22 protein-coding genes are annotated in these 19,368 nt (G+C 37.4%); 1 reads left to right on the forward strand and 21 read right to left on the reverse strand.

All coding sequences use genetic code 11. From position 1 onward, the window contains the following. The 3 genes from COD11_RS10785 to COD11_RS10795 are packed head-to-tail and all read right to left on the reverse strand — an operon-like array spanning position 1 to position 3,815. The gene (locus tag COD11_RS10785; protein ID WP_098796931.1) at positions 1-1,152 is read right to left on the reverse strand and encodes a Ger(x)C family spore germination protein; all 1,152 of its coding nucleotides are present in this window, start codon (positions 1,150-1,152) and stop codon (positions 1-3) included. A gap of 24 nt (positions 1,153-1,176) precedes the next feature. Then, positions 1,177-2,247: a GerAB/ArcD/ProY family transporter gene (locus COD11_RS10790; protein ID WP_098796932.1), complete on the reverse strand. Its 1,071-nt coding sequence runs from the start codon at positions 2,245-2,247 to the stop codon at positions 1,177-1,179. Next, entirely contained in the window at positions 2,244-3,815 is a 1,572-nt protein-coding gene (locus COD11_RS10795) for a spore germination protein (protein ID WP_442920023.1), read from the reverse strand. The genes COD11_RS10790 and COD11_RS10795 overlap by 4 nt, the downstream gene beginning before the upstream one ends. 357 nt (positions 3,816-4,172) lie before the next feature. Between COD11_RS10795 and COD11_RS10800 the strand changes: the two genes are divergently transcribed. Then, positions 4,173-4,361: a hypothetical protein gene (locus tag COD11_RS10800; RefSeq protein WP_098796933.1), complete on the forward strand. Its 189-nt coding sequence runs from the start codon at positions 4,173-4,175 to the stop codon at positions 4,359-4,361. Between the two features lie 13 nt (positions 4,362-4,374). On the opposite strand, the gene COD11_RS10805 is transcribed toward COD11_RS10800, so the two are convergent. From COD11_RS10805 to COD11_RS10890, 18 genes are all read right to left on the reverse strand, one after another. Continuing rightward, positions 4,375-5,232 carry an energy-coupling factor ABC transporter ATP-binding protein gene (locus COD11_RS10805; protein ID WP_098796934.1) on the reverse strand — a complete coding sequence of 286 codons (858 nt, stop codon included), beginning with the start codon at positions 5,230-5,232 and terminating at the stop codon, positions 4,375-4,377. Between the two features lie 28 nt (positions 5,233-5,260). Further along, entirely contained in the window at positions 5,261-6,037 is a 777-nt protein-coding gene (gene cbiQ, locus COD11_RS10810) for a cobalt ECF transporter T component CbiQ (protein ID WP_098796935.1), read from the reverse strand. Between the two features lie 10 nt (positions 6,038-6,047). Beyond that, positions 6,048-6,326 (reverse strand): energy-coupling factor ABC transporter substrate-binding protein, encoded by a 279-nt coding sequence (locus COD11_RS10815; protein ID WP_098796936.1) that lies wholly within the window; start codon positions 6,324-6,326, stop codon positions 6,048-6,050. 2 nt (positions 6,327-6,328) lie between these two features. Then, entirely contained in the window at positions 6,329-7,087 is a 759-nt protein-coding gene (locus COD11_RS10820; protein ID WP_098796937.1) for an energy-coupling factor ABC transporter permease, read from the reverse strand. Positions 7,088-7,230: 143 nt separating this feature from the next. Next, positions 7,231-7,878: a 5,6-dimethylbenzimidazole synthase gene (bluB, locus tag COD11_RS10825; RefSeq protein WP_098796938.1), complete on the reverse strand. Its 648-nt coding sequence runs from the start codon at positions 7,876-7,878 to the stop codon at positions 7,231-7,233. 7 nt (positions 7,879-7,885) lie between these two features. Then, on the reverse strand, positions 7,886-8,773 hold the full coding sequence (locus COD11_RS10830; protein WP_098796939.1) for a GHMP family kinase ATP-binding protein: 888 nt from the start codon (positions 8,771-8,773) through the stop codon (positions 7,886-7,888). A gap of 26 nt (positions 8,774-8,799) precedes the next feature. Beyond that, positions 8,800-9,768 carry an adenosylcobinamide-phosphate synthase CbiB gene (gene cbiB, locus COD11_RS10835; RefSeq protein ID WP_098796940.1) on the reverse strand — a complete coding sequence of 323 codons (969 nt, stop codon included), beginning with the start codon at positions 9,766-9,768 and terminating at the stop codon, positions 8,800-8,802. Further along, on the reverse strand, positions 9,762-10,481 hold the full coding sequence (locus tag COD11_RS10840; protein WP_098796941.1) for an adenosylcobinamide amidohydrolase: 720 nt from the start codon (positions 10,479-10,481) through the stop codon (positions 9,762-9,764). The genes cbiB and COD11_RS10840 overlap by 7 nt, the downstream gene beginning before the upstream one ends. A 10-nt stretch (positions 10,482-10,491) precedes the next feature. Next, positions 10,492-11,097, reverse strand: a complete 606-nt coding sequence (locus COD11_RS10845; RefSeq protein ID WP_255301603.1) for a histidine phosphatase family protein — start codon at positions 11,095-11,097, stop codon at positions 10,492-10,494. A gap of 7 nt (positions 11,098-11,104) precedes the next feature. Next, the gene (gene cobS / locus COD11_RS10850; protein WP_231309544.1) at positions 11,105-11,848 is read right to left on the reverse strand and encodes an adenosylcobinamide-GDP ribazoletransferase; all 744 of its coding nucleotides are present in this window, start codon (positions 11,846-11,848) and stop codon (positions 11,105-11,107) included. Beyond that, on the reverse strand, positions 11,845-12,378 hold the full coding sequence (gene cobU / locus COD11_RS10855) for a bifunctional adenosylcobinamide kinase/adenosylcobinamide-phosphate guanylyltransferase (RefSeq protein ID WP_098796943.1): 534 nt from the start codon (positions 12,376-12,378) through the stop codon (positions 11,845-11,847). Before cobU ends, cobS begins: the two co-directional genes overlap by 4 nt. Further along, on the reverse strand, positions 12,375-13,481 hold the full coding sequence (gene cobD, locus COD11_RS10860) for a threonine-phosphate decarboxylase CobD (RefSeq protein WP_098796944.1): 1,107 nt from the start codon (positions 13,479-13,481) through the stop codon (positions 12,375-12,377). Before cobD ends, cobU begins: the two co-directional genes overlap by 4 nt. After that, the gene (gene cobO / locus COD11_RS10865) at positions 13,481-14,056 is read right to left on the reverse strand and encodes a cob(I)yrinic acid a,c-diamide adenosyltransferase (protein WP_255301596.1); all 576 of its coding nucleotides are present in this window, start codon (positions 14,054-14,056) and stop codon (positions 13,481-13,483) included. The genes cobD and cobO overlap by 1 nt, the downstream gene beginning before the upstream one ends. Continuing rightward, positions 14,057-14,626 (reverse strand): nitroreductase family protein, encoded by a 570-nt coding sequence (locus tag COD11_RS10870; RefSeq protein ID WP_098796946.1) that lies wholly within the window; start codon positions 14,624-14,626, stop codon positions 14,057-14,059. Further along, a complete protein-coding gene (gene cobA / locus COD11_RS10875; RefSeq protein ID WP_098796947.1) occupies positions 14,613-15,407 on the reverse strand; it encodes a uroporphyrinogen-III C-methyltransferase in 795 nt (264 codons plus the stop codon). Before cobA ends, COD11_RS10870 begins: the two co-directional genes overlap by 14 nt. Next, positions 15,404-16,471 (reverse strand): nicotinate-nucleotide--dimethylbenzimidazole phosphoribosyltransferase, encoded by a 1,068-nt coding sequence (gene cobT / locus COD11_RS10880; RefSeq protein ID WP_176551044.1) that lies wholly within the window; start codon positions 16,469-16,471, stop codon positions 15,404-15,406. The genes cobA and cobT overlap by 4 nt, the downstream gene beginning before the upstream one ends. Next, positions 16,455-17,984 (reverse strand): cobyric acid synthase, encoded by a 1,530-nt coding sequence (locus COD11_RS10885; protein WP_098796948.1) that lies wholly within the window; start codon positions 17,982-17,984, stop codon positions 16,455-16,457. The genes cobT and COD11_RS10885 overlap by 17 nt, the downstream gene beginning before the upstream one ends. Beyond that, on the reverse strand, positions 17,977-19,353 hold the full coding sequence (locus tag COD11_RS10890) for a cobyrinic acid a,c-diamide synthase CobB (RefSeq protein ID WP_098796949.1): 1,377 nt from the start codon (positions 19,351-19,353) through the stop codon (positions 17,977-17,979). The genes COD11_RS10885 and COD11_RS10890 overlap by 8 nt, the downstream gene beginning before the upstream one ends. Positions 19,354-19,368 lie beyond the last annotated feature (15 nt).

Consider the following 19,368-nt stretch of genomic DNA (forward strand, 5'->3'; position numbering starts at 1 on the left):
TCATTGTAATGTTGATCGATTTATTGCTCCACTTTTACTAATTACTGAGTTAACAGTCACATCAATTTTGGCTTCTTTAAAACAATTTTCTCCATAATCCCATTTATCCTTCATTTTCTCCCATTCATCCGGATACTTTACACTCAAAGTTTCCCCGAATTTAAAAATATCAGTTTGCAGTTCTTGTTGAACTTTTTTAATGGCTATATCAGTAAATTCATCTATTCTTTTTTCGATTGCTTGTTCTGTATGGTCTAATTCCTCATCATTTAATAAATCAAACGTTTTATAAGTTTCTGGAATTGAACCTGATGTTTTAATATTTACCTTAAAGGTAATATCATCGGGGCTATTAAATGTAGGCGTTATATCAGATTGAACTTCTTCCATTTCATAAACAACAACCTCATCATCTACTTTTGCTTCTAAAAGTCCGCCTTCTATCTCCCCTGTTATAAAATTTACACCTTCCGTAGCTTCTTCCCCAATAAAACCAACCAGTTTATCTGAACTTCCGTTGAATACAGCATGACCTAGTATCTTTACTTCTTCTTCATTTATTTTTTGAATCATCTGTACCATGAAGCTTTCACGATCAAGTAATTTTTCATGTAAATCACCAATTCTTGTTGGTGGGATCATTCTTGCATTTTTATAATTGTTTTTTGAAATGGATTGAATATACATGGTTGGTAACTTTTCATTAGCAGGTCTCACTTCAAGAATATCTAGCGCATTCTCTGGTGTAATCATCACTTGAGTCCCTCTTCGCATTTCTGGATACCGGAGAAAATAGTCCAGAACATCAGGAAAATAATCTGATTTTGCTACCTGTTCCGAAAAAACAATGAGCTTAATGTGCTCATAGAAAGGAGATCGACTTGTTCTAGCAGCCACTCGTCTAACTGTTTCAAACATGGTATTTCCTGATGAAACAATATTTTGAAAAGCAGGATCACTATCTGCATTCATACCTATTGCAGATGGAACGACAAATTGTTGAGTTAATTTGAGAGGCATTTTGCTATTTTCTTCATCTAAATCGATTCCTGCACCAATAACAAAACCACGCTGCTCTATCTCAATTGCATCCCAACATCCACTACAAAGGAATAAAATAAGGAAAACGATAAGTATCTTACATTTATGCATGTTGAATAACCTTTCTTATTTTTGTTAGGAAAAAAAATAAAACTGGAAAATAACTCCATAGAAAAAGCCAATACCAGCAAGTATTTTTCCTAGCAGCTGAATTTGATATGCATTCTCCGGTGTTACCGCAATAAAATAAATTAGCGGTGATAGGATAAGAATAATCGTTTTCCTTTTTAACTTTGTAATAGAATGTAGCAAATGTATGCTAATATCAAAAGCCATTGAACAGGTGTTAAATACTGTCATAATCCAAACAGTAAAAAAAATGGACTCAAATCTTTCAATAAATCCTCCAGGTGCTTCAATCTCCTTAGCAATCTCTATTGTCGGATAGATGATTTCAGATGTAGCTAAGTTTCCAAAAACCCCTATTGCAATAGCATAGATCACCAGATAAAGTAGAATCGGAATTCCTATTCCAACCATCGTCATTTTTGGTGCGTCTTTTGGTGACTTTAAAAGGGAAATATAGACAAGGATAACGGTGTATCCAACAAAAGAAAAAGTCGTTTCTTGTGCACCTTGCCAATACCCATTGAATGAAGTTGTAAAAGCTGGTTGAATATTAGCTAACTTAAACAATGAAATATTCGAAAGCTGCACAATCAATGTGACCGCAAGTACGATTGGTAAAAACATTAAATTAAGTCTTAATAAAGCAATTCTTGAGCCTGATACACAATAAACGACAACTAACAGAAATGTGAGTGCTATAGCGTCAATTGGTGTTTGATCAAACATATAAAGCTTTGAAATATTGGCAATCACTCTTGTTTCTAATGAACAAGTAAATAGAAATGCGAGTGCCAGTATAGAGGTTAATCCCAACGCAACCGGTTTCGACATCATATCCGATGTATACTCAAAAAACGTTTTTTTTGGAAACTTTGAAATACTTTTAGCCAAGAGCCACCCGAAAAATAGAAAGAAACTTCCACTTAATATGATAGAAATCGTACCGTCCAATCCTTTTGTGTGAGTTGCTACGAGACGAGGCAAGGTCAGGACTCCAATTCCAATCATCATTGAGGAAATGATAAAAGCCAATTCCTTCCCTTCTATTTCTTGGTCAGCATATTCTACTGTTTTCATTGGCCTTCCTCCTTTTTCATACGACTCTCGTCTTCTGGTTCCAAATAATGTTGTCGTTTCTGGAAAAAAGTAAGAGGTGCCCGAAACACGAGATCTTTCCAATCACTGTAGAATGTTGGTGCAAAAGGTGTTGTATATGGGACACCCACTGATTTTAAGTTAGCCATATGGATGTTGATCATGATATAAGCCAAAATGATCCCATAGAACCCAAAAAAGCCAGCTACAATTAAGAAGAAAAAGCGAAGCATCCTAATTGTAATAGCAAAGGAATAAAATGGAATGGCAAAGGTAGAGATAGCTGTAACTGCTACCACAATTACCATAATCGGGCTTACAATACCGGCACTAACGGCAGCTTCACCAATAACTAAACCACCAACAATACCTACTGTTTGTCCAATTGGCTTTGGAAGCCGGATACCAGCCTCACGTAAGATTTCCATTGTTATTTCCATAAAAAGTGCCTCTATCAAAGACGGAAATGGCACTCCATCTCTAGTTGAAGAAATGGAAAAGGCAAGTTTTGATGGAATCATTCCGGGGTGGAATGAAACTAAAGCAACGTATAAGCTTGGTAAAAATAAAGCAATAAACGCACATAAATATCTTAATCCTCTTATTAATGAGCCAATATACCAGCGTTCATAATAATCCTCTGGTGATTGAAGGGTTTCCGCAAACGTTATTGGCGCTATAAGGACAAATGGTGTTCCATCTAAAAAAATAGCCACCTTTCCTTGTAGAATTGCAGCGGCAACTTTATCAGGTCTTTCCGTATTTTGAATTTGAGGAAAGGGAGATAAAAAATCATCCTCAATCCATTGTTCAACATAACCGGATTCAAGAACATCATCCATATCAATTGATTGAACACGCCTTCTTATTTCTTTCACGATTTTAGGATGAACAATTCCTGCTACATACGAAATAATAAGGTCCTTTTTAGAACGTCTTCCTACTTTAAATGATTCAAAATGTAAATTAGGATCTTTTATCCTTCTTCTTAAATGAACAATATTTGTTTGAATATTTTCTGTAAACCCATCTCTTGGTCCACGTACTAATGCTTCTGTAACAGGCTCTGAAATGCTACGGCTTTCCCAACCTTTTGTTCCGATCAGCAAAACTTTATCTTCTGAATCAATCATTAAAGCCGTATCACCTGAAAGAATCGCTAAACTCACATCATCTAGCGTGTTTGTTATCTTTACTTCAGGAATAGCTACTATCTCGTTTTCAAATTTTTCTAGTAGCTTCTCAGTTGAATAGTGATCAATCTTATCTTCTTTAAGCTCGGATTGTATAGTACTAATAATATAATGATTGATCGTTTCTTTGTCAGCAAGACCATCAAAGTAAATGAGACAAAGCCCTTTGTTCCCGAATGATAACCTTCTAACGATTAAATCGTTTGGAGAATCCATCAAATCTTGAATTTGTTTGATGTTTTTCTCCATATCTGAAACCAATTCCGGCTTAGGGCCACCAGTATCCTTCTTTTCTTTAAAGTATTCCTGCTGTTGGAACTGAGCTTTTCTCCTTAAAAAACCAAACAAGTAAAACACCTCTTTTTAAGTCAGAAAGTGGTTTCTATCTGATTATTTATAACCAACTGAAAAGAGACTATTCATGTGGAGATTAGTTACAAAATATTTTAAAAACTATAACGAAGTACAATATCATTACTTCGAAAAAATAAAAAAAGCTGTTATGCAGCTCTTTTTTTAAAGTTATTATATTGCGTTAAAAGGTTTAATAAAAACCATGCACTAATGACAAAAATTGTTACTTAATATTCATTCTCGGAATATGACTTCACCCCAAAATATTTATGAACAATCTGCAAGATTAAAAATATGATATAGAAAAGTAATGAATGATTATATCTTTTTATATACAAATAACAAAAAGGAGTGCTTTAGGTGTTTGATCGACATCCTTTTTTATTTTTAGCATGTATAATTGCAGGTTTTGCTTTAATTAATGTACCTTTAAGTGAACCTTTAACTCCACTTAGTCATTTGGTTATCTTTTTAGGCGAACTTACTGTTTTATTTTTCTCATTTGTTTTAATCTTTCATGGCATTTTATTTGTTTTCGGAAAGAAATAAATGTACCCCCTCTTTATTTGGAGGGGGTTTTATCAGCTAACAATTTACTCATCAAGTCAAATAATTCTGTTTTAGTTGAAGGATATGTTGATGATGTTAAACCAGTTGATTCAATCAGTTTTTCATAAACCTCCATCATCCATGGCTTTTCTAAGTGACTTTTCTGAAGAACGTTAATTTGTTGAAACACATCATTTGGTTCTCCTTGAGAAAGAATCTCCCCATCATGTAACACAATGACCTCATCCGCCCATTCATAAGCAAGATCTACATTATGTGTAGACAGGATAATTGTTCGATCCCGGTTATGGAGGGTTCCAAGTAATTCCATAATCTTTCTGGAGTAATAAGGATCCAGTCCAGCTGTTGGTTCATCTAAGATCATAAGCTCTGGCTCCATTGCTATCACACCAGCAATTGAAACTCGCTTCTTTTGACCAATGCTGAGAAAATGTGGTGGTTTGTCTTTTAATGATTCTGTTTCTGTTAGTAGCATCACTTCTTGCACCTTTTGCTTTACAAGATCAAGTGGTAATCCTAAATTTTTCGGACCAAACATAATGTCTTCATATACACTTGATGAAAAAAGCTGGGAATCAGGATTTTGAAAGACAATGCCTACACGTTGACGAAGTTGTTTGATTTCTTTTCGATTATAGTTGATTTTTTTCCCTTTATAGGTAATGAAACCTTTTGAAGGCTTAATAATACCATTGAGGAGTAGAAATAGAGTGGATTTACCTGCCCCGTTATTTCCTATTAAAGCAATTTTCTTACCTTGCTCAATTGAAAAGGTGATATCGTTTAAAGCCATAGTTCCGTCCCCATATTGATATGAAACATGTTCTAATGTAACGAGTGGTAATAGCATAGGGCACCTCATTTCTGCGAACTAAGATTTATCTTGTTAAAATGGAAAAGGTGAGAAGCCCCACCACTACCACCAAAATCCCGGCACATCGAGACCGGTTAATAGCTATTCCTATTTCAATATCATATAATCCCTCTTCACCACCACGACTTTCAATCGCTGTTTGCAATTCTTTTGCAGATTGAGAGGATTTTATGAAAAGACTAACAATTAATTGTGCTACTGATGTGATCCAGTCCTTATGATTTTGATAGCCTAGCCTACTTGACTGCGCAAGAAAAATTTCATGCGTTTTATCTAAAAGCACGAAGATAAATCTGTACGTCATTCCAACTAGTTCAATGAATAAGATTGGAAGCCTTAATTGTTTTAATACCCACAGAATCTGGTTGATGGAGGTAGTTAGAATAAGAAAGTATAAGCAGCTTATACTAGCTATCACGGTTGTACCAAGATCAAAGGCTTGTTTCAAATTCGCTAAACTAGTATAGATCGACCAAGATCCTATTTCTATTTGCCAAAGCGGATCTGCCATACTGCTTATTGGAGTAACTGAAATCACAATCGTCATCATACTTGTTAGCAAAAATATAGATGGTAATAATAAAAGCTTTATATATTGAGATAACGGTATTTTAGCTGCAAGAACAACACTGATGCTCATGATAAAGAATGTGAGACAGGCTATGCTTTTATTTTTCGTGATAATCGTAAAAAGCAAAAAAACAAACGCAAACGCTACTTTCTCAGCTGGGTGAACGTGTTTCAGACCATTTATATAGGCGTACTGATCAATTTTTAACATTCAAGCTCCTTTATTCTTTTGACGAGTATTTTTTTCTAGCTCGTCCAAAGCCGATCACATAACCGATAAAAATAGCACCTGCTGCTGCTTGTAAAGAGAAAAGCAAGCTTTCAATTTCACCACTTGGAGGTTCCCAAATCGATGAAAACCAAGGCTCATACGATGGAGCCAATTCCCCAATCATTTCTTCTGCTTGGCCATCTGCTCCGCCAAACTCCGCATCTTTTTGTAAAAACAAAGGGAAAATAGCTAATAAAATAACAAGTAAAAATAACAATAAGTTTTTCATCTTTAGCTTGCCTCCTTAACAGTAGGTAAGTGCGTTAATTCAGTCATATTGTATTTTATTAACAAATTCATCACGATAACTGTTAATAACCCTTCACTTATTGCTAGTGGAATTTGTGTAATACCAAAAATACCAGCAAACTTAATAAAAGAAGCGAAAAATCCACCCACCTCGGCAGGAAACGCTAGTGACAATTGAACAGATGTGACAATGTATGTACCTAAATCACCTAGCATTGCAGCAAGAAAAACAGATACAGCAAAGGACAGCTTCATTTTTCTTCCTAATTTATAGATACCATATGCGATAAATGGCCCAACAACTGCCATCGAAAATGCGTTTGCTCCTAATGTTGTTAACCCACCATGTGCTAATAATAATGATTGAAATAGCAACACAATCGTACCGATCACACTCATTGCTGTTGGTCCAAATAAAATACTACCTAAACCAACTCCAGTTGGGTGAGAACAACTGCCCGTTACGGACGGAATCTTTAGGGCTGATAAAACAAAGGCGAATGCCCCGGAAACACCTAGCATTGTTTTCAATTCAGGATGTTCACTCACATTTTTTTGAATACTTTTTAAGCCAAAAATGATAAACGGCAGTGTAAGTGCCCACCAAAAAACAGCCCATCCAATTGGTAAAAATCCTTCCATTATATGCATTGCATAGGCACTTTTGTATGAATTTACCCAAAAATAACTTGTTAATCCTAAGACAGCTATTAAAAGTGCCCAATTATAGTTTCTTTTCATTCCAATTTCCTCCTACAGAAAAAATGAATGGTTGTCCATCATTTGCATCTATTAAAACTAAACAGGCTGGCTCAACCAAAGGTCTTGGTTACCATTTAAGCTTTACTTTTCAAGTAACGAGTAAAGCACCTGCTTTGAATATTTTACGAACTACTACCCCATGTTTCTTTATATATTAGTTTTTCTAGCGATCGTCTTTTTTCCCATTTTGCCGATTCTAAAATTGGTGCCTTCGGATAATCGTCTGTATAGCCAATCGAAATCAATGCAACCGGATCAATATGTGGTGGAATACTTAATATATCGCGCACATCAGCTTTTTTATAAAAGCTAACCCAGCCCATTGCTAATCCTTCCACACAAGAAGCCAGCCACATATTTTGAATCGCACATGCTGTTGACATCATATCTGTTTCAGGAATCGAGTTACGACCTAAAACATGTGAGCCACCTCTTGTTGGATCACATGTTACACAAATTGTTAATGGAGCTTCTTTTAATCCTTCAATTTTAAGAGAAAGAAATTTGGAGGCCCGCTCATCTTCTTCATAATGAATAGCGAGCGCTCGTCTTTCCTTATCTGCTGCCCAAGCTAATTTCTGCTTGATTTCATCTGATTCCACTAAGATAAAATTCCATGGCTGCATAAAACCAACAGAAGGTGCATGGTGGGCGGCTTCTAATATTCGAGCAACAGCATCCATTGGAACAGCACCTTTATTAAAGCTGCGAACATCTCTTCTTGTTTCAATTACCTTATAAATAGCCTCTTTTTCTTCTTTAGAAAACATAATTGAATCACCTCACATTAAAATGGAGATTTTTGTCCCTTACAGCAAGCTTCTTATGACTGTAATAGAATGGAACTGCTTTAGTATGGTCAACGAGCTTTTTAAATCGAAGCAAACAATCGTTTCTGTTTGGATGATCGTGATCAAACAGGATACCAATCATTGTCCCGCTGTGTGCAACAACGACACCACCTTGGCAGGAAGCTGCTAGTTTTTCCATTTCATCAAAGTACTTTTTAGGGAGAATTTTTTCATTTATCTTTGCGCTTATTGTTGTTGCCTGACAAATGGAGCTTAAATTCTGAGATTGAATTCCTGTTTTTATTAAATGGAAGGCATGATGAAAAGCTTTCAGATCATGTCGTGAGTAGGTTTTACGCTGTTGATTGAATTGAATCGTGTCGATATACCCACCAATATCAATTCCAATTAAATCAAATGGAGGTAAGTTTCCGAACGATTCCATTAGGCTACCGTTTTTGTAGTTATAAGCCACAACATTCTCATACATCACTCCGTCAGTTGGTTCAATTTCTGTTGCGATCGTAGAGAGAATTTCATTATTTACATCAATGAAACACCCTTCTGCGACTGCTTTCATCGCAGCAACAAGATCTGCTGAACTACTTGCCATCCCTTTTCCTCTAGGAATGTTTGAAGCAAGATATATCGTTCCTCCGACATTTCTATTAAACAAGGAAATTAACTTATTACAGGCCAAAACAGCTTTTGAATAGTAGGAATGACCAATAATGGTTTTTGTTTCATTTGGAATAAATACGGCTTTGCTCGTTAGTACCGGAATCGGCATTGTAATTAAAAAGGGCTGCTTGTTGTATACTCCCTGTACTAGCTCTCCAAATGTACCATTACCTATGCCATAACCAATTCGCATGTTGATAACCCCTGTTTCCTCTTAATCTAGTATACGTACGCAGTCATAAAAATCGACAAAATGAAGAAAATAATCAAGCCTATCATCGAAGAGATATGCATAATCTTTATCGTGTGAAGAATATCATTTGCTTCAATATTCCTTTTGGGTACACCCATTTTGGCTCGATGAGAGACCATTCCATTGTAATAATTCGTCCCTCCCAGTTGAATACCCAATGCTCCGGCGACTGCTGCTTCTGGTATTCCACTATTAGGACTAGGATGTAGTTTTGCATCATTTTTGATGCTACTCCATGCCGCGCGAATATCAAGACGTACAATCCAGCAAGCAGTTAGAATAAGGACAGCTGTTATTCGAGCCGGAATATAGTTGCAAATATCATCTAATCGAGCTGAGGCCCATCCTAAATTTTGATATTTCTCATTTTTATAGCCTACCATTGAATCTAGTGTATTAACGGCTCGATATGCCATAGCTAAAGGAGCACCGCCGATTAATGCATAAAAAAGCGGTGAGATAATTGCATCTACAATATTTTCAGCAACCGTTTCAATTGTTCCCCTGCTAATCTCGTTTTCATCAAGGAAATCGGTGTCCCTTCCAACAATCATGCCCAGGCTTTTTCTTGCTTTAGGAAGATCTTTTTCTTGTAAAGGCTTGTAAACTTCTCTTCCAGCGTCTGCTAAACCTTTTGTCGCAATTGTTGTGGAAATAAGCCAAATCTCTATACATATTGCAAGCCAATTATTGATTTGATGAGCAATGATAAGAATGATCACAGTCAGTAAGTAGGTTAATCCAACAATAACAATCGGAAAAAGTAACCCAACAACCTTTAGTTTTCTTTCATCATGAAAGAATTTTCTAATGAGTTTTTCTAGTAAGCTAATACCTTTTCCTATATAAACAACAGGATGAGGTAAGCTTCGCGGATCTCCAATGAATCGATCAATAAAATAAGAGAAAACAAGCATAATTGAATGAGTTAACATCGAAGCTTTTCTTCCTCTCTCCAATTTGTTACCACTTCAGTTAATGCATCGTAAACTAAACATCCAATTGAATTGCCGATGGTTGTTGCTGTTCCGGCAAACTGATGGGTAGGATAGGCAGGGTCTTGTGTAGCGGCAATGACGATCGAATCAGTTGTGGTACCTGTAGCATCTTCTCCTGCTTCATCAACAATACTTAAATCTTGTAAAGCTGCAGCCTTTGCTTCGGTTGCCGTAATAATGCTATTAATCATAGCAGAATGAGTTAGGTTTCCATCAATGAAAATAAATGTATTAATTGTCCCATATTGATAGGCTGAATATGTTTTTCGCTTTTTACCAGCTCTAGCCTTGTTGCCTACACCCGCTGTGACGCAAACAACCATTTTGAATTCATCTCCGTGTATTTCCTGGACAGATCCTAATTCAATTTTTGCTGCTGTTTGAAGACCTATTGTTTGTTGCTTTGGATATCCCCAAATGTTCACTTTTTCCTCAATTTGTTTCACTGGATCATTAGAGGCATATTGGAGAGGTACTTGCCAGTTGAAATAATGAGTAGCCATTTGAAATCCACCACCGAAAACGGCACTGCTAAAAGATTCTAACGGAAAAGTTGATTCAAAAATTAAATGATCATCTCCACGTTTTAATGAGAGTTCAGGCCACACGTTTGAATGGTGATGCTGTTGATTTTTAAAAGGTTGTGCCATGTTTTTCACTTCATCCTATATTTTGTACTGATTTTATTTTTTCTAATTGTAGATCAAATTCCAATAAAACCCCGCTACCATGATTGATACCTTCTACATCCCAAAACTTTGTTGAATTTCCTAAATAATAATGGCTTAAAAGCCAACGGATAGGGCCTTGATGACTAACGATCAAAACGGTGTCATTAAGGGTGTGCTGACAAAGTACTTGTTTGAACCAATCATGAACACGGGACCCAAGTTCATTAAGCGTTTCTCCCTCAGGAGGAGCGAGTTTAAAAGGATCATTGATCCACTTTGTCACAAGCCTAGGTGCTTCAGACATGATTTCGTCATAGGTTTTACATTCCCACTTACCAAATGAAAGCTCTCTTAGTGCAGGATCTGCAGATGGTTTCATTTGAAGAGCTTCACCGATTATTTGCGCACTCTCTTTTGCACGCAAAAGGTCACTTGAGTAGAGTGCTGAGATGCTTTCTTTTCCCAGCGTCTTGATGAGATTGGTTGCTAAGCTTTGAATTTGTTGCTGACCTAATTTGTTTAAAGGAGCATCATAGTGACCTAAATAGCGTCCAGCTGCATTTTCATTTGTTTCACCATGTCTAATAAGAATCATTTCCACCTTAAAACAACCTCCAAATTGCAATCGCCAAGAATAATGATACACATTCACTCCATTCGATGATGGCCCCGTAGCAATCTCCCGTTAACATCCCAAGCTTTTTAAAAACATACAAAACAAAAATCGTACTAACAATAACAGATAAGATAATTAAAATGAGACCATGAAAGCTAAGTAAAAAGAATGTTATAGCTAAAACAAACGCCAGGTTTAAGACGATAACAGGAATTGATAAATAACGGTGAAGACCTTCACCTAATCCACCTTCCTTTTTATAAGGAAAAGCCTTTATAGAAAAAATGAGCACAAAACGAGCAAACAAAGGTGAAAAAATGAGTAGGAAGGTAAGATTCATAGAAAGCAATTCGTAGATCGCCATTCCTTTTCCTATCATTAATAAAATAGCTGCAATCACACCCATTGCACCGACCCGACTGTCTTTCATAATCTCAAGCATTTGCTCACGAGAACGATTGCTTCCCAAGCCATCAGCCAAATCCATCCACCCATCTAGATGAAGACCTCCTGTAATCCAGACCCATAACACTAAGAGGAAAAAAGCTGTAATTGTGAGTGGAAAAACCTCGACGAGTAATACGGAACCTAAAGCGATAATCATACCGATCAGAAGTCCAACCAGCGGATAAAAAATCACACTTTTTTGCCAATCTTTACTCGATAATTGGGAAGATGGAGCTGGTATTCTTGTTAAAAATGAGAGAGCAGATAAAAAGGCCTTAATCATTTCAAGCGCAATGGCAACCCTGACATGACGGCAAATACTTCATCAGCTGCTTCGGCTGTTAATTGATTCATTTTACCGAGCACATCTTGATAAAACCTTCCTAAGCGATACAAGGCCACTCCTCCTAATCCTACTTCACTTGAAACAATAATAACGTGTTCTGTAAGCTGTTTGATTTGCTCTAGCCAACTTTGTAACTCTAATAAAATCGTTTCCTGATGGTCTTTTGATTTTAATTCTTCTTCAGGGATGCTCATACAGCGGTTTGCTAACCATGTTGACAAACAATCAACTAAAATAGCTTCGTTATCTTCATTATTAGATCCAAAGATAGGCAATTCAGTAGGGTTTGACAGTAAACCCCAGTGATTAGGGCGACGCTTTTGATGAACTTCAATTCGCTGTTGCATTTCATCATCTGTTATCACACCAAATCCTACGTATAAGACATTTGTACTTTCATTAGCCAAGCGTTCTGCATACTCACTTTTACCAGAACGAATTCCACCGGTTATAAAGGTGATGGTCATCCATTTTCACATCCTTTAAGCTTCACATCTATTAATGCATCTAGTAGCACATTGTTTTCTTCTTGAGACCTAATAGCGATGCGAAAATCATGTTCTGTTAATCCTTTATACATGGAGCAGGATCTTATTAAAATCCCTTTTTGTCCGAGTTTCCATTGAAGATCCTGAGCTCCCATGTTTTTTTGTGATCGAACTAATAAATAATTAGCCTGTCCGTCAAAAACGTACCATCCTAGTTCACGTTCAATTTTTGATTTTACATACTGTCGTTGTTCCGTAATAAGAGTGATTGTTTCGTCAGCATATGCTTTTTCGTTTAAGCAATATTCCCCAGCCATTAGGGCTAGCTGATTCACGCTCCAAGTTACTTGTTTTACGATCATTTTTCCAATAAGCTCAGGATTCGCAATTGCGTAACCTAGGCGAAGACCTGGTATGGCGTAAAACTTTGTCATCGACCGAATAATGATCATATGTTGATAGTTTTCTAGATAAGGAAGTAGAGTAAGGTCCGACCCGTTAGCTAAAAAGTCAATAAATGCTTCATCAATCACGACATACGTATTTGATTTTTCTGCTGAATCTGCAATTTGTTTTAACTCATCCAATGTATAGACTGTACCTGTTGGATTGTTAGGATGTCCGATAAATAGCAGATCCACTTTGCTTATTAAGCTTAAAAGTTCTACCATATTAGGCTTTAGGTCGTCCTCATCTCTTCCGTAGCAACCCTCCACTTTTGCACCAAAAGCTTTTGAAAGCTGTTCATATTCAGAAAAACAAGGATAAACAACACCAACAGTTTTCGGTTTTAAGGCAAGCAGGACAAGAGCCATACATTCGGCAGCCCCATTTCCAATGACGAGCTGAGAAGAAGGAACGGATAGAACTTCTGCAAGTTTACTTTTAAGTTTTCGTTGTCCGGGATCAGGATAATGGATAATGCTTTCAAGCTCACTTTTTAAGCCCTCCATTACTGACTGTGGTGGACCCAAAGGATTAATATTTGCACTGAAATCCAGTACCTTTTTTCCTTCAAGCCCAAATACATTTGTTGCAGTAAGCAGATCTCCTCCATGACCAAATTGCTCCAATACAGTCATTAAAATTCAATTCCTTTCACTGCAGGTATGCCCTCGTGATAGTAATGTTTAACTTCCTTCATTTCTGTAACAAGATCTGCTTCAGCCATGATTTCCTCTTTAGCAGAGCGTCCTGTCAGAATCAAATGCATATGCTCCGGACGAGATTTTATCAAATCTATGACCTCATGTAGTGGAAGAACATCATCAATAGGAAATTTTTCAATGGCTAGAGCATTATTTAGCTCATCTAAAATCACAACATCATAAGAATGAGTTGCAATTTTTTCTTTCGTAAAAGCCCATGCTTTTTTTAACGCTTCGCGGTGCTCTTCTGGTGTTTTAGTCCAAGTAAACCCAATCCCAGTTTGATGCATTTCAATGCCAATTTTGTCAAACTGAAGCTTTTCTCCATATGTACGAGTTGGAGATTTAATAAATTGAATGATGAGCACTTTTTTTCCACGTCCTGTTGCTCGGATGGCAAGACCAAGTGCTGCGGTTGTTTTCCCTTTCCCATTACCTGTATAAACGAGCATAAGGCCACGTTGCTTTGATTGACTCATAAGCTCCCCCCTCGTTTGGTTAGTTTGCAACTACAACCAAATTGTTTTTTCTTCATATGACGTTCTTTTTGGTTCTTTCATTTTTTGGAGAGAGTCTTCGTTGGGATATCCAATAAAAATGTTCCCAATCACCTTTTTGTTTTCGGGTGCACCGATAAATTGATGAAGGCGCTCATCATGAACAAGACCAACACCTCTTGTACGCCAAACAAAACCAAGTCCAAGCTCTTTGGCAGCAAGCCACATGGAATGAATTGCACAACAAACGGCATATTCATTATCTTTTGTGGCGTCATCATCTCCTGGGACAACATCAGAAGTAACAACGATATGAACAGGTGTTGAGGTTAACACTTTAATGGAGCTTTCAACTAAATGTGGCTTCGTTGGAAATCGTTCCTCTAAATATTCCTTAGCAAGAGCTTCATATCTGTCTTTTGCCTCACCCTTTATCACATAAAAACTCCAAGGCTCTCTCATACGGTCGTTTGGAGCCCATGTTGCCGCTTCAAGCAACACGTTGATTTTTTCATCTTCTACATCTTGTTCACGGTAATCTCGTATTGCTCGACGTGTTTTTAACTCATTAATGATTGACATACTTCTCCTCCTCGTTATTACTTGAAGCTTCTCTTTCGTTAAACCACTTAATCTTTTCACGAAGGTTAACAACTTCACCAACAATGGTGATGGAAGGATGTTCCATTCCTGCTTCTTTGACGATTGCTTCAATTGTGTTTAATGTGCCAGTAACTGTTCGCTGCTTCTCAGTTGTTCCCCACTGAATGACTGCAACCGGTGTGAGACTGTTTTTGCCATTTTCAATAAGCTTTTCGCATATATAGTGCAAGTTTCCAACACCCATGTAAAAAGCGATTGTATCGATTCCTTGTGCGAGAGCCGACCAGTTGATACTGTCCTGTTTCTTTTCTGCCCGACCATGGCCTGTTACAATAGCGAATGATGAAGCATAATCCCGGTGTGTGACAGTAATTCCCGCATATGTTGGTGCAGCAATTCCTGATGTGATTCCAGGAACAATTTCAAACTTAATATTTTGTTCGGCTAGTACTTCTGCTTCTTCCCCCACACGTCCAAATACAGAGGGATCGCCACCTTTTAAACGAGTAACAACTTTACCTTGTAATGATTTTTCTACAAGCAGATCATTGATTTGTTCTTGAATAAGTTCATGCTTTCCAGGAAGCTTTCCACAAAAAATCAGTTCTGCCTCAGGCTTTGCGTGGTCTAACAATCTTTTATTTACTAAGCGATCATATAAAATCACATCTGAATTTTGGATACATTCTAATCCATAGACGGTAATTAATTTCGGATCCCCAGGTCCTGCTCCTACCAGATACACGGTTCCTTTGGTCAAAATTCTCCCTCTCTTCTATTTTCATTCTTGTTGGATATTCCCGCTGATTGAAATGTAGCCATCTCATTTAGCATGTTTGTTGCTGATTGTAAAATGGGAAAAGCAACAGCAGCTCCAGATCCTTCTCCTAACCGCAAACCTAATTGAAGAAGTGGGTCTTTTTCTAAAAAACGAATAGCCTTACTGTGACCTTTTTCGACTGAGCGATGACCGATGAACATATAGTCAGCTGCAGTTGGGTGAATGCATTTGGCAATAACAGCCGCTGTTGAACAAATAAATCCATCAACAAGGATCGGAATCCGATTTTCTGCCGCAGCCAGCATTGCACCTGCCATTGCTGCTATTTCTAATCCTCCAACCTTTGACAGAACATCAAGTGGATCATTTGGATTAGGTTGACGAGCTTTGATACTTCGTTCAATGACCTGCTGTTTTATTTTGCGTCCTACTTCTGAAATACCTGTTCCGATTCCAACAAGTTCATCTAGATTTTGATTAAGGATCACAGAAAGAATCGCACTGCTTGCCGTGGTGTTCCCAATTCCCATTTCACCAACAATTAAGCATTTTATTCCTTTTGCTATCATTGCTAGTGCTCGTTCATAGCCAATTTCAATGGCTTTTTCAGCTTCTTGTCTTGTCATCGCATCTTGCTTACAAAAATTAGCTGTTCCGTACCTTACCTTTTTTTGGACAAGTTCACTTGATTCAATATCTTCGGCAACACCTACATCCACAATTTCAAACATCGCGTGTATTTGTCGTGAAAACACATTTATCGCTGCTCCACCGTTTAAAAAGTTTTGAACCATCTGAGCTGTCACATTTTGAGGAAAAGCAGATACCCCTTCTTCTGTTACACCATGATCAGCGGCAAATATAATAACCCCTGGTGGTGTGACAGTTGGAAAAGGCTTGCCAGTCATTTCGGCTAGCTCAATAGCAATTGCTTCTAATCGTCCAAGACTACCGGGGGGTTTTGTTAATGTGTCGATATAGGCACGAACCCTTTTTCCTACTCGTTTATCAAGAGGTGGAATGTCATTATATATGTGAATCAATTTTTACACTCCTTTGATGAAATCTTTCCATTGCATGTTGAATGAAGGTAAGATCAACATGGTTTCGCACATGATCAGCTAATAGATCAAATGCTTCCTCTCGAAGCTGGTTAAATGAAATTCTTTCTTCTATAGGTGTTAATCCCTTACTAATACGAACCGCGTTTAAATACCCTTTTCGAAAATCATCGTTATGAAAAACACCATGAAAGTACGTGCCTATAACCTGCTCATCACTTGTTTTACATCCATCAACTGAATCTGACAGCTGAATAAGTGGTGTACAGTCGCCACTCACATTTGTTACTCCCATATGGATTTCATAACCCTTTACATGATAGGATTGATCGTTAAAATGTAAGTGTCCTTCTGACAGCACGGTTGTTTTATCCTTTTTCATTGTGGTAAGTAGCGGGAGAAGACTTAGCCCTTCCATCTCATGGTGTGATGATTCAATTCCTTCAGGATCAGTGATCTTTAAACCTAGCATTTGATATCCACCACAAATACCGATAATATGAGTTTGCTTCTTTTCATGTAGCTCTACTATTTTTTGAGCAATTCCACTTTCTTTAAGAAACTTGAGATCTTCTATTGTGTTTTTGCTTCCTGGTAAGATGACAATATCCGGATTTTTCACCTGATGACTTCTCGTAACAAATCGTACATGACAATCCTGCTCATGAAAAAATGGATCAATATCAGTAAAGTTTGAAATTTTTGGATACTGAATAACAGCAATATCTAATTCTTTTTCTTCATTGACCGCAGAAGTATATTGATTTAAAACAACGGAGTCTTCGGCATCGATGTTAAGATGAGGGATATACGGGATTACTCCTAATACCTTTTTACCTGAATATTCTTCAAACCATTTAAGTCCCGGCTCTAAAAGGCGAACATCTCCTCTAAATTTATTAATGATCACTCCAATAACTCGATCATGGTCTTCTCGATCAAGCAGTTGCAGTGTTCCTACTAAACTAGCAAAAACACCGCCTTTTTCAATATCACCAATTAATACAACTGGAGCGTTTGCCATTCGGGCTACCCGCATATTGACAAGCTCACGATCATTTAAATTGATTTCGGCAGGACTTCCAGCACCTTCTATCACAATTCGGTCGTATGTATTTGTAAGATTTGTGAGTGATTCTTGAATTAATGCTAAGCCTGTTTGAAAAAACACTTTTCGATACTCCCCAGCCTGCATGTTTTTATAGGGCTTTCCATGAACAACAATTTGCGATTCATAATCACGATTTGGCTTAATTAAAATCGGATTCATATCCGTTGTTGCTTGAATAAAAGCGGCTTCAGCCTGCACACCTTGAGCCCGTCCGATTTCCTTCCCATCGATCGTAATATATGAATTTAATGCCATGTTTTGCGATTTAAATGGTGCTGTTTTATATCCATCTTGTGCAAAAATTCGGCAAAATGCTGTGACAATTACACTTTTTCCTGCATCAGAATGCGTTCCCTGAAACATGATCGGCAAACCCTTACCCATATGTTTTTATTTCCTTACAAAAAGTTATCCAATTCTCGACCATTTCAGGACAAGAAGCAAAGTGAAAGTGCGTGTATCCTGCAACTAGATTATGAGTTAAACAGCCTTCAAGCTTAGTTCCTCTCATGCCTTTTGTTTCATAAGCATGCGTACAGTCAGAGTGTGGTTCAAAAGTTGAATAATGAAATTCATGACCTCGTGCTTTTTGATTTTCATTGATAAGGAAATTTCCTTTTCGACCAGTAATATCTCGGTAGCCCAATGCCACTCTTTTTGTGTGCATTTTAACTTCACCTGAAATGACTCCAACCATTTCATAACGATTTTCTTCACTTGTTTCAATGCCATTTGTTAAATACATGAATCCACCACATTCAGCAAGTGTTGGTAAACCTTGCTCAATCGCCTCTTTTATAGATGACTTTGCTTTATCGTTGTTTGAAAGCTCACTAGCAAATTCCTCAGGAAAACCACCACCTATGTAGAGACCATCTGCTCCTTCAGGTAATGCTTCATTTGCAAGTGGTGAAAAATATAGAAGCTCAGCACCTTGAGTTTCCAAGATTTCGAGATTTTCAGGATAATAGAAATTAAAGGCGGCATCTTTTGCTACAGCAATCTTTACTGATGCATCTTTCTTTTTATCGAAAAGAGAAGAGATTGGTTTATCCTGAATTGGCTTTGCTTCAGATAAAGTAAGTAATTTGTCAATGTCGACGGTTTCGAGTACCAATTCACCTAATTTGTCAAAGAAAGAATCTAATTCTCCTCTTTCAATGGAAGGAATAAGCCCAAGATGACGTTCAGGTATTTCAATATCATTTTCTCTTTTTAAATATCCGATAACAGGAACATCACATTCCTGCTCAATGGCTGTTTTGACAAGCTTGAAGTGACCTTCACTTCCAACTCTGTTTGCAATAACACCGACGATATTAGGACCTTCAGAAAGCATTTGAAATCCTTTAACAATTGCCGCAGCACTTCGAGCCATGCTTGCACAATTAACGACCAACAAAACAGGACTCTCTGTAATCATACTAATTTCGGCTGTACTTCCTACGTTTGTGCGTGGGTCTTTTCCATCATAAAACCCCATCACACCCTCCATAATGGAGATATCTGCCCCTTTACTTCCATGAGAAAAGATGTCTAGCACCTTTTCTTCTGACAGCATCCAGCTATCAAGATTTCGAGAAACACGGTTTGTAACAGCTGTATGATAAGAGGGATCAATATAATCTGGTCCACATTTAAAGCCTTGCACGGTTAAGCCTTTTTTTCTTAATGCTGACATTAAACCAATTGTTAGCGTTGTTTTTCCAACACCACTACCGGTTCCAGCAATGACGATTCTACGTTCAGTCACCTAAACTTCCACCTC

It is taken from the genome of Bacillus sp. AFS040349 (assembly GCF_002577655.1).
In the GTDB taxonomy this organism is placed as follows: domain Bacteria; phylum Bacillota; class Bacilli; order Bacillales; family Bacillaceae; genus Metabacillus.

What these genes read in the sequence shown, in the direction of transcription:
- COD11_RS10785 (WP_098796931.1), bottom strand. Translation starts at nt 1,152, where the DNA reads ATGCATAAATGTAAGATACTTATCGTTTTCCTTATTTTATTCCTTTGT.
- COD11_RS10790 (WP_098796932.1), bottom strand. Translation starts at nt 2,247, where the DNA reads ATGAAAACAGTAGAATATGCTGACCAAGAAATAGAAGGGAAGGAATTG.
- COD11_RS10805 (WP_098796934.1), bottom strand. Translation starts at nt 5,232, where the DNA reads ATGCTATTACCACTCGTTACATTAGAACATGTTTCATATCAATATGGG.
- cbiQ (WP_098796935.1), bottom strand. Translation starts at nt 6,037, where the DNA reads ATGTTAAAAATTGATCAGTACGCCTATATAAATGGTCTGAAACACGTT.
- COD11_RS10815 (WP_098796936.1), bottom strand. Translation starts at nt 6,326, where the DNA reads ATGAAAAACTTATTGTTATTTTTACTTGTTATTTTATTAGCTATTTTC.
- COD11_RS10820 (WP_098796937.1), bottom strand. Translation starts at nt 7,087, where the DNA reads ATGAAAAGAAACTATAATTGGGCACTTTTAATAGCTGTCTTAGGATTA.
- bluB (WP_098796938.1), bottom strand. Translation starts at nt 7,878, where the DNA reads ATGTTTTCTAAAGAAGAAAAAGAGGCTATTTATAAGGTAATTGAAACA.
- COD11_RS10830 (WP_098796939.1), bottom strand. Translation starts at nt 8,773, where the DNA reads ATGCGAATTGGTTATGGCATAGGTAATGGTACATTTGGAGAGCTAGTA.
- cbiB (WP_098796940.1), bottom strand. Translation starts at nt 9,768, where the DNA reads ATGTTAACTCATTCAATTATGCTTGTTTTCTCTTATTTTATTGATCGA.
- COD11_RS10840 (WP_098796941.1), bottom strand. Translation starts at nt 10,481, where the DNA reads ATGGCACAACCTTTTAAAAATCAACAGCATCACCATTCAAACGTGTGG.
- COD11_RS10845 (WP_255301603.1), bottom strand. Translation starts at nt 11,097, where the DNA reads ATGATTCTTATTAGACATGGTGAAACAAATGAAAATGCAGCTGGACGC.
- cobS (WP_231309544.1), bottom strand. Translation starts at nt 11,848, where the DNA reads ATGATTAAGGCCTTTTTATCTGCTCTCTCATTTTTAACAAGAATACCA.
- cobU (WP_098796943.1), bottom strand. Translation starts at nt 12,378, where the DNA reads ATGACCATCACCTTTATAACCGGTGGAATTCGTTCTGGTAAAAGTGAG.
- cobD (WP_098796944.1), bottom strand. Translation starts at nt 13,481, where the DNA reads ATGACTGTATTGGAGCAATTTGGTCATGGAGGAGATCTGCTTACTGCA.
- COD11_RS10870 (WP_098796946.1), bottom strand. Translation starts at nt 14,626, where the DNA reads ATGTCAATCATTAATGAGTTAAAAACACGTCGAGCAATACGAGATTAC.
- COD11_RS10885 (WP_098796948.1), bottom strand. Translation starts at nt 17,984, where the DNA reads ATGGGTAAGGGTTTGCCGATCATGTTTCAGGGAACGCATTCTGATGCA.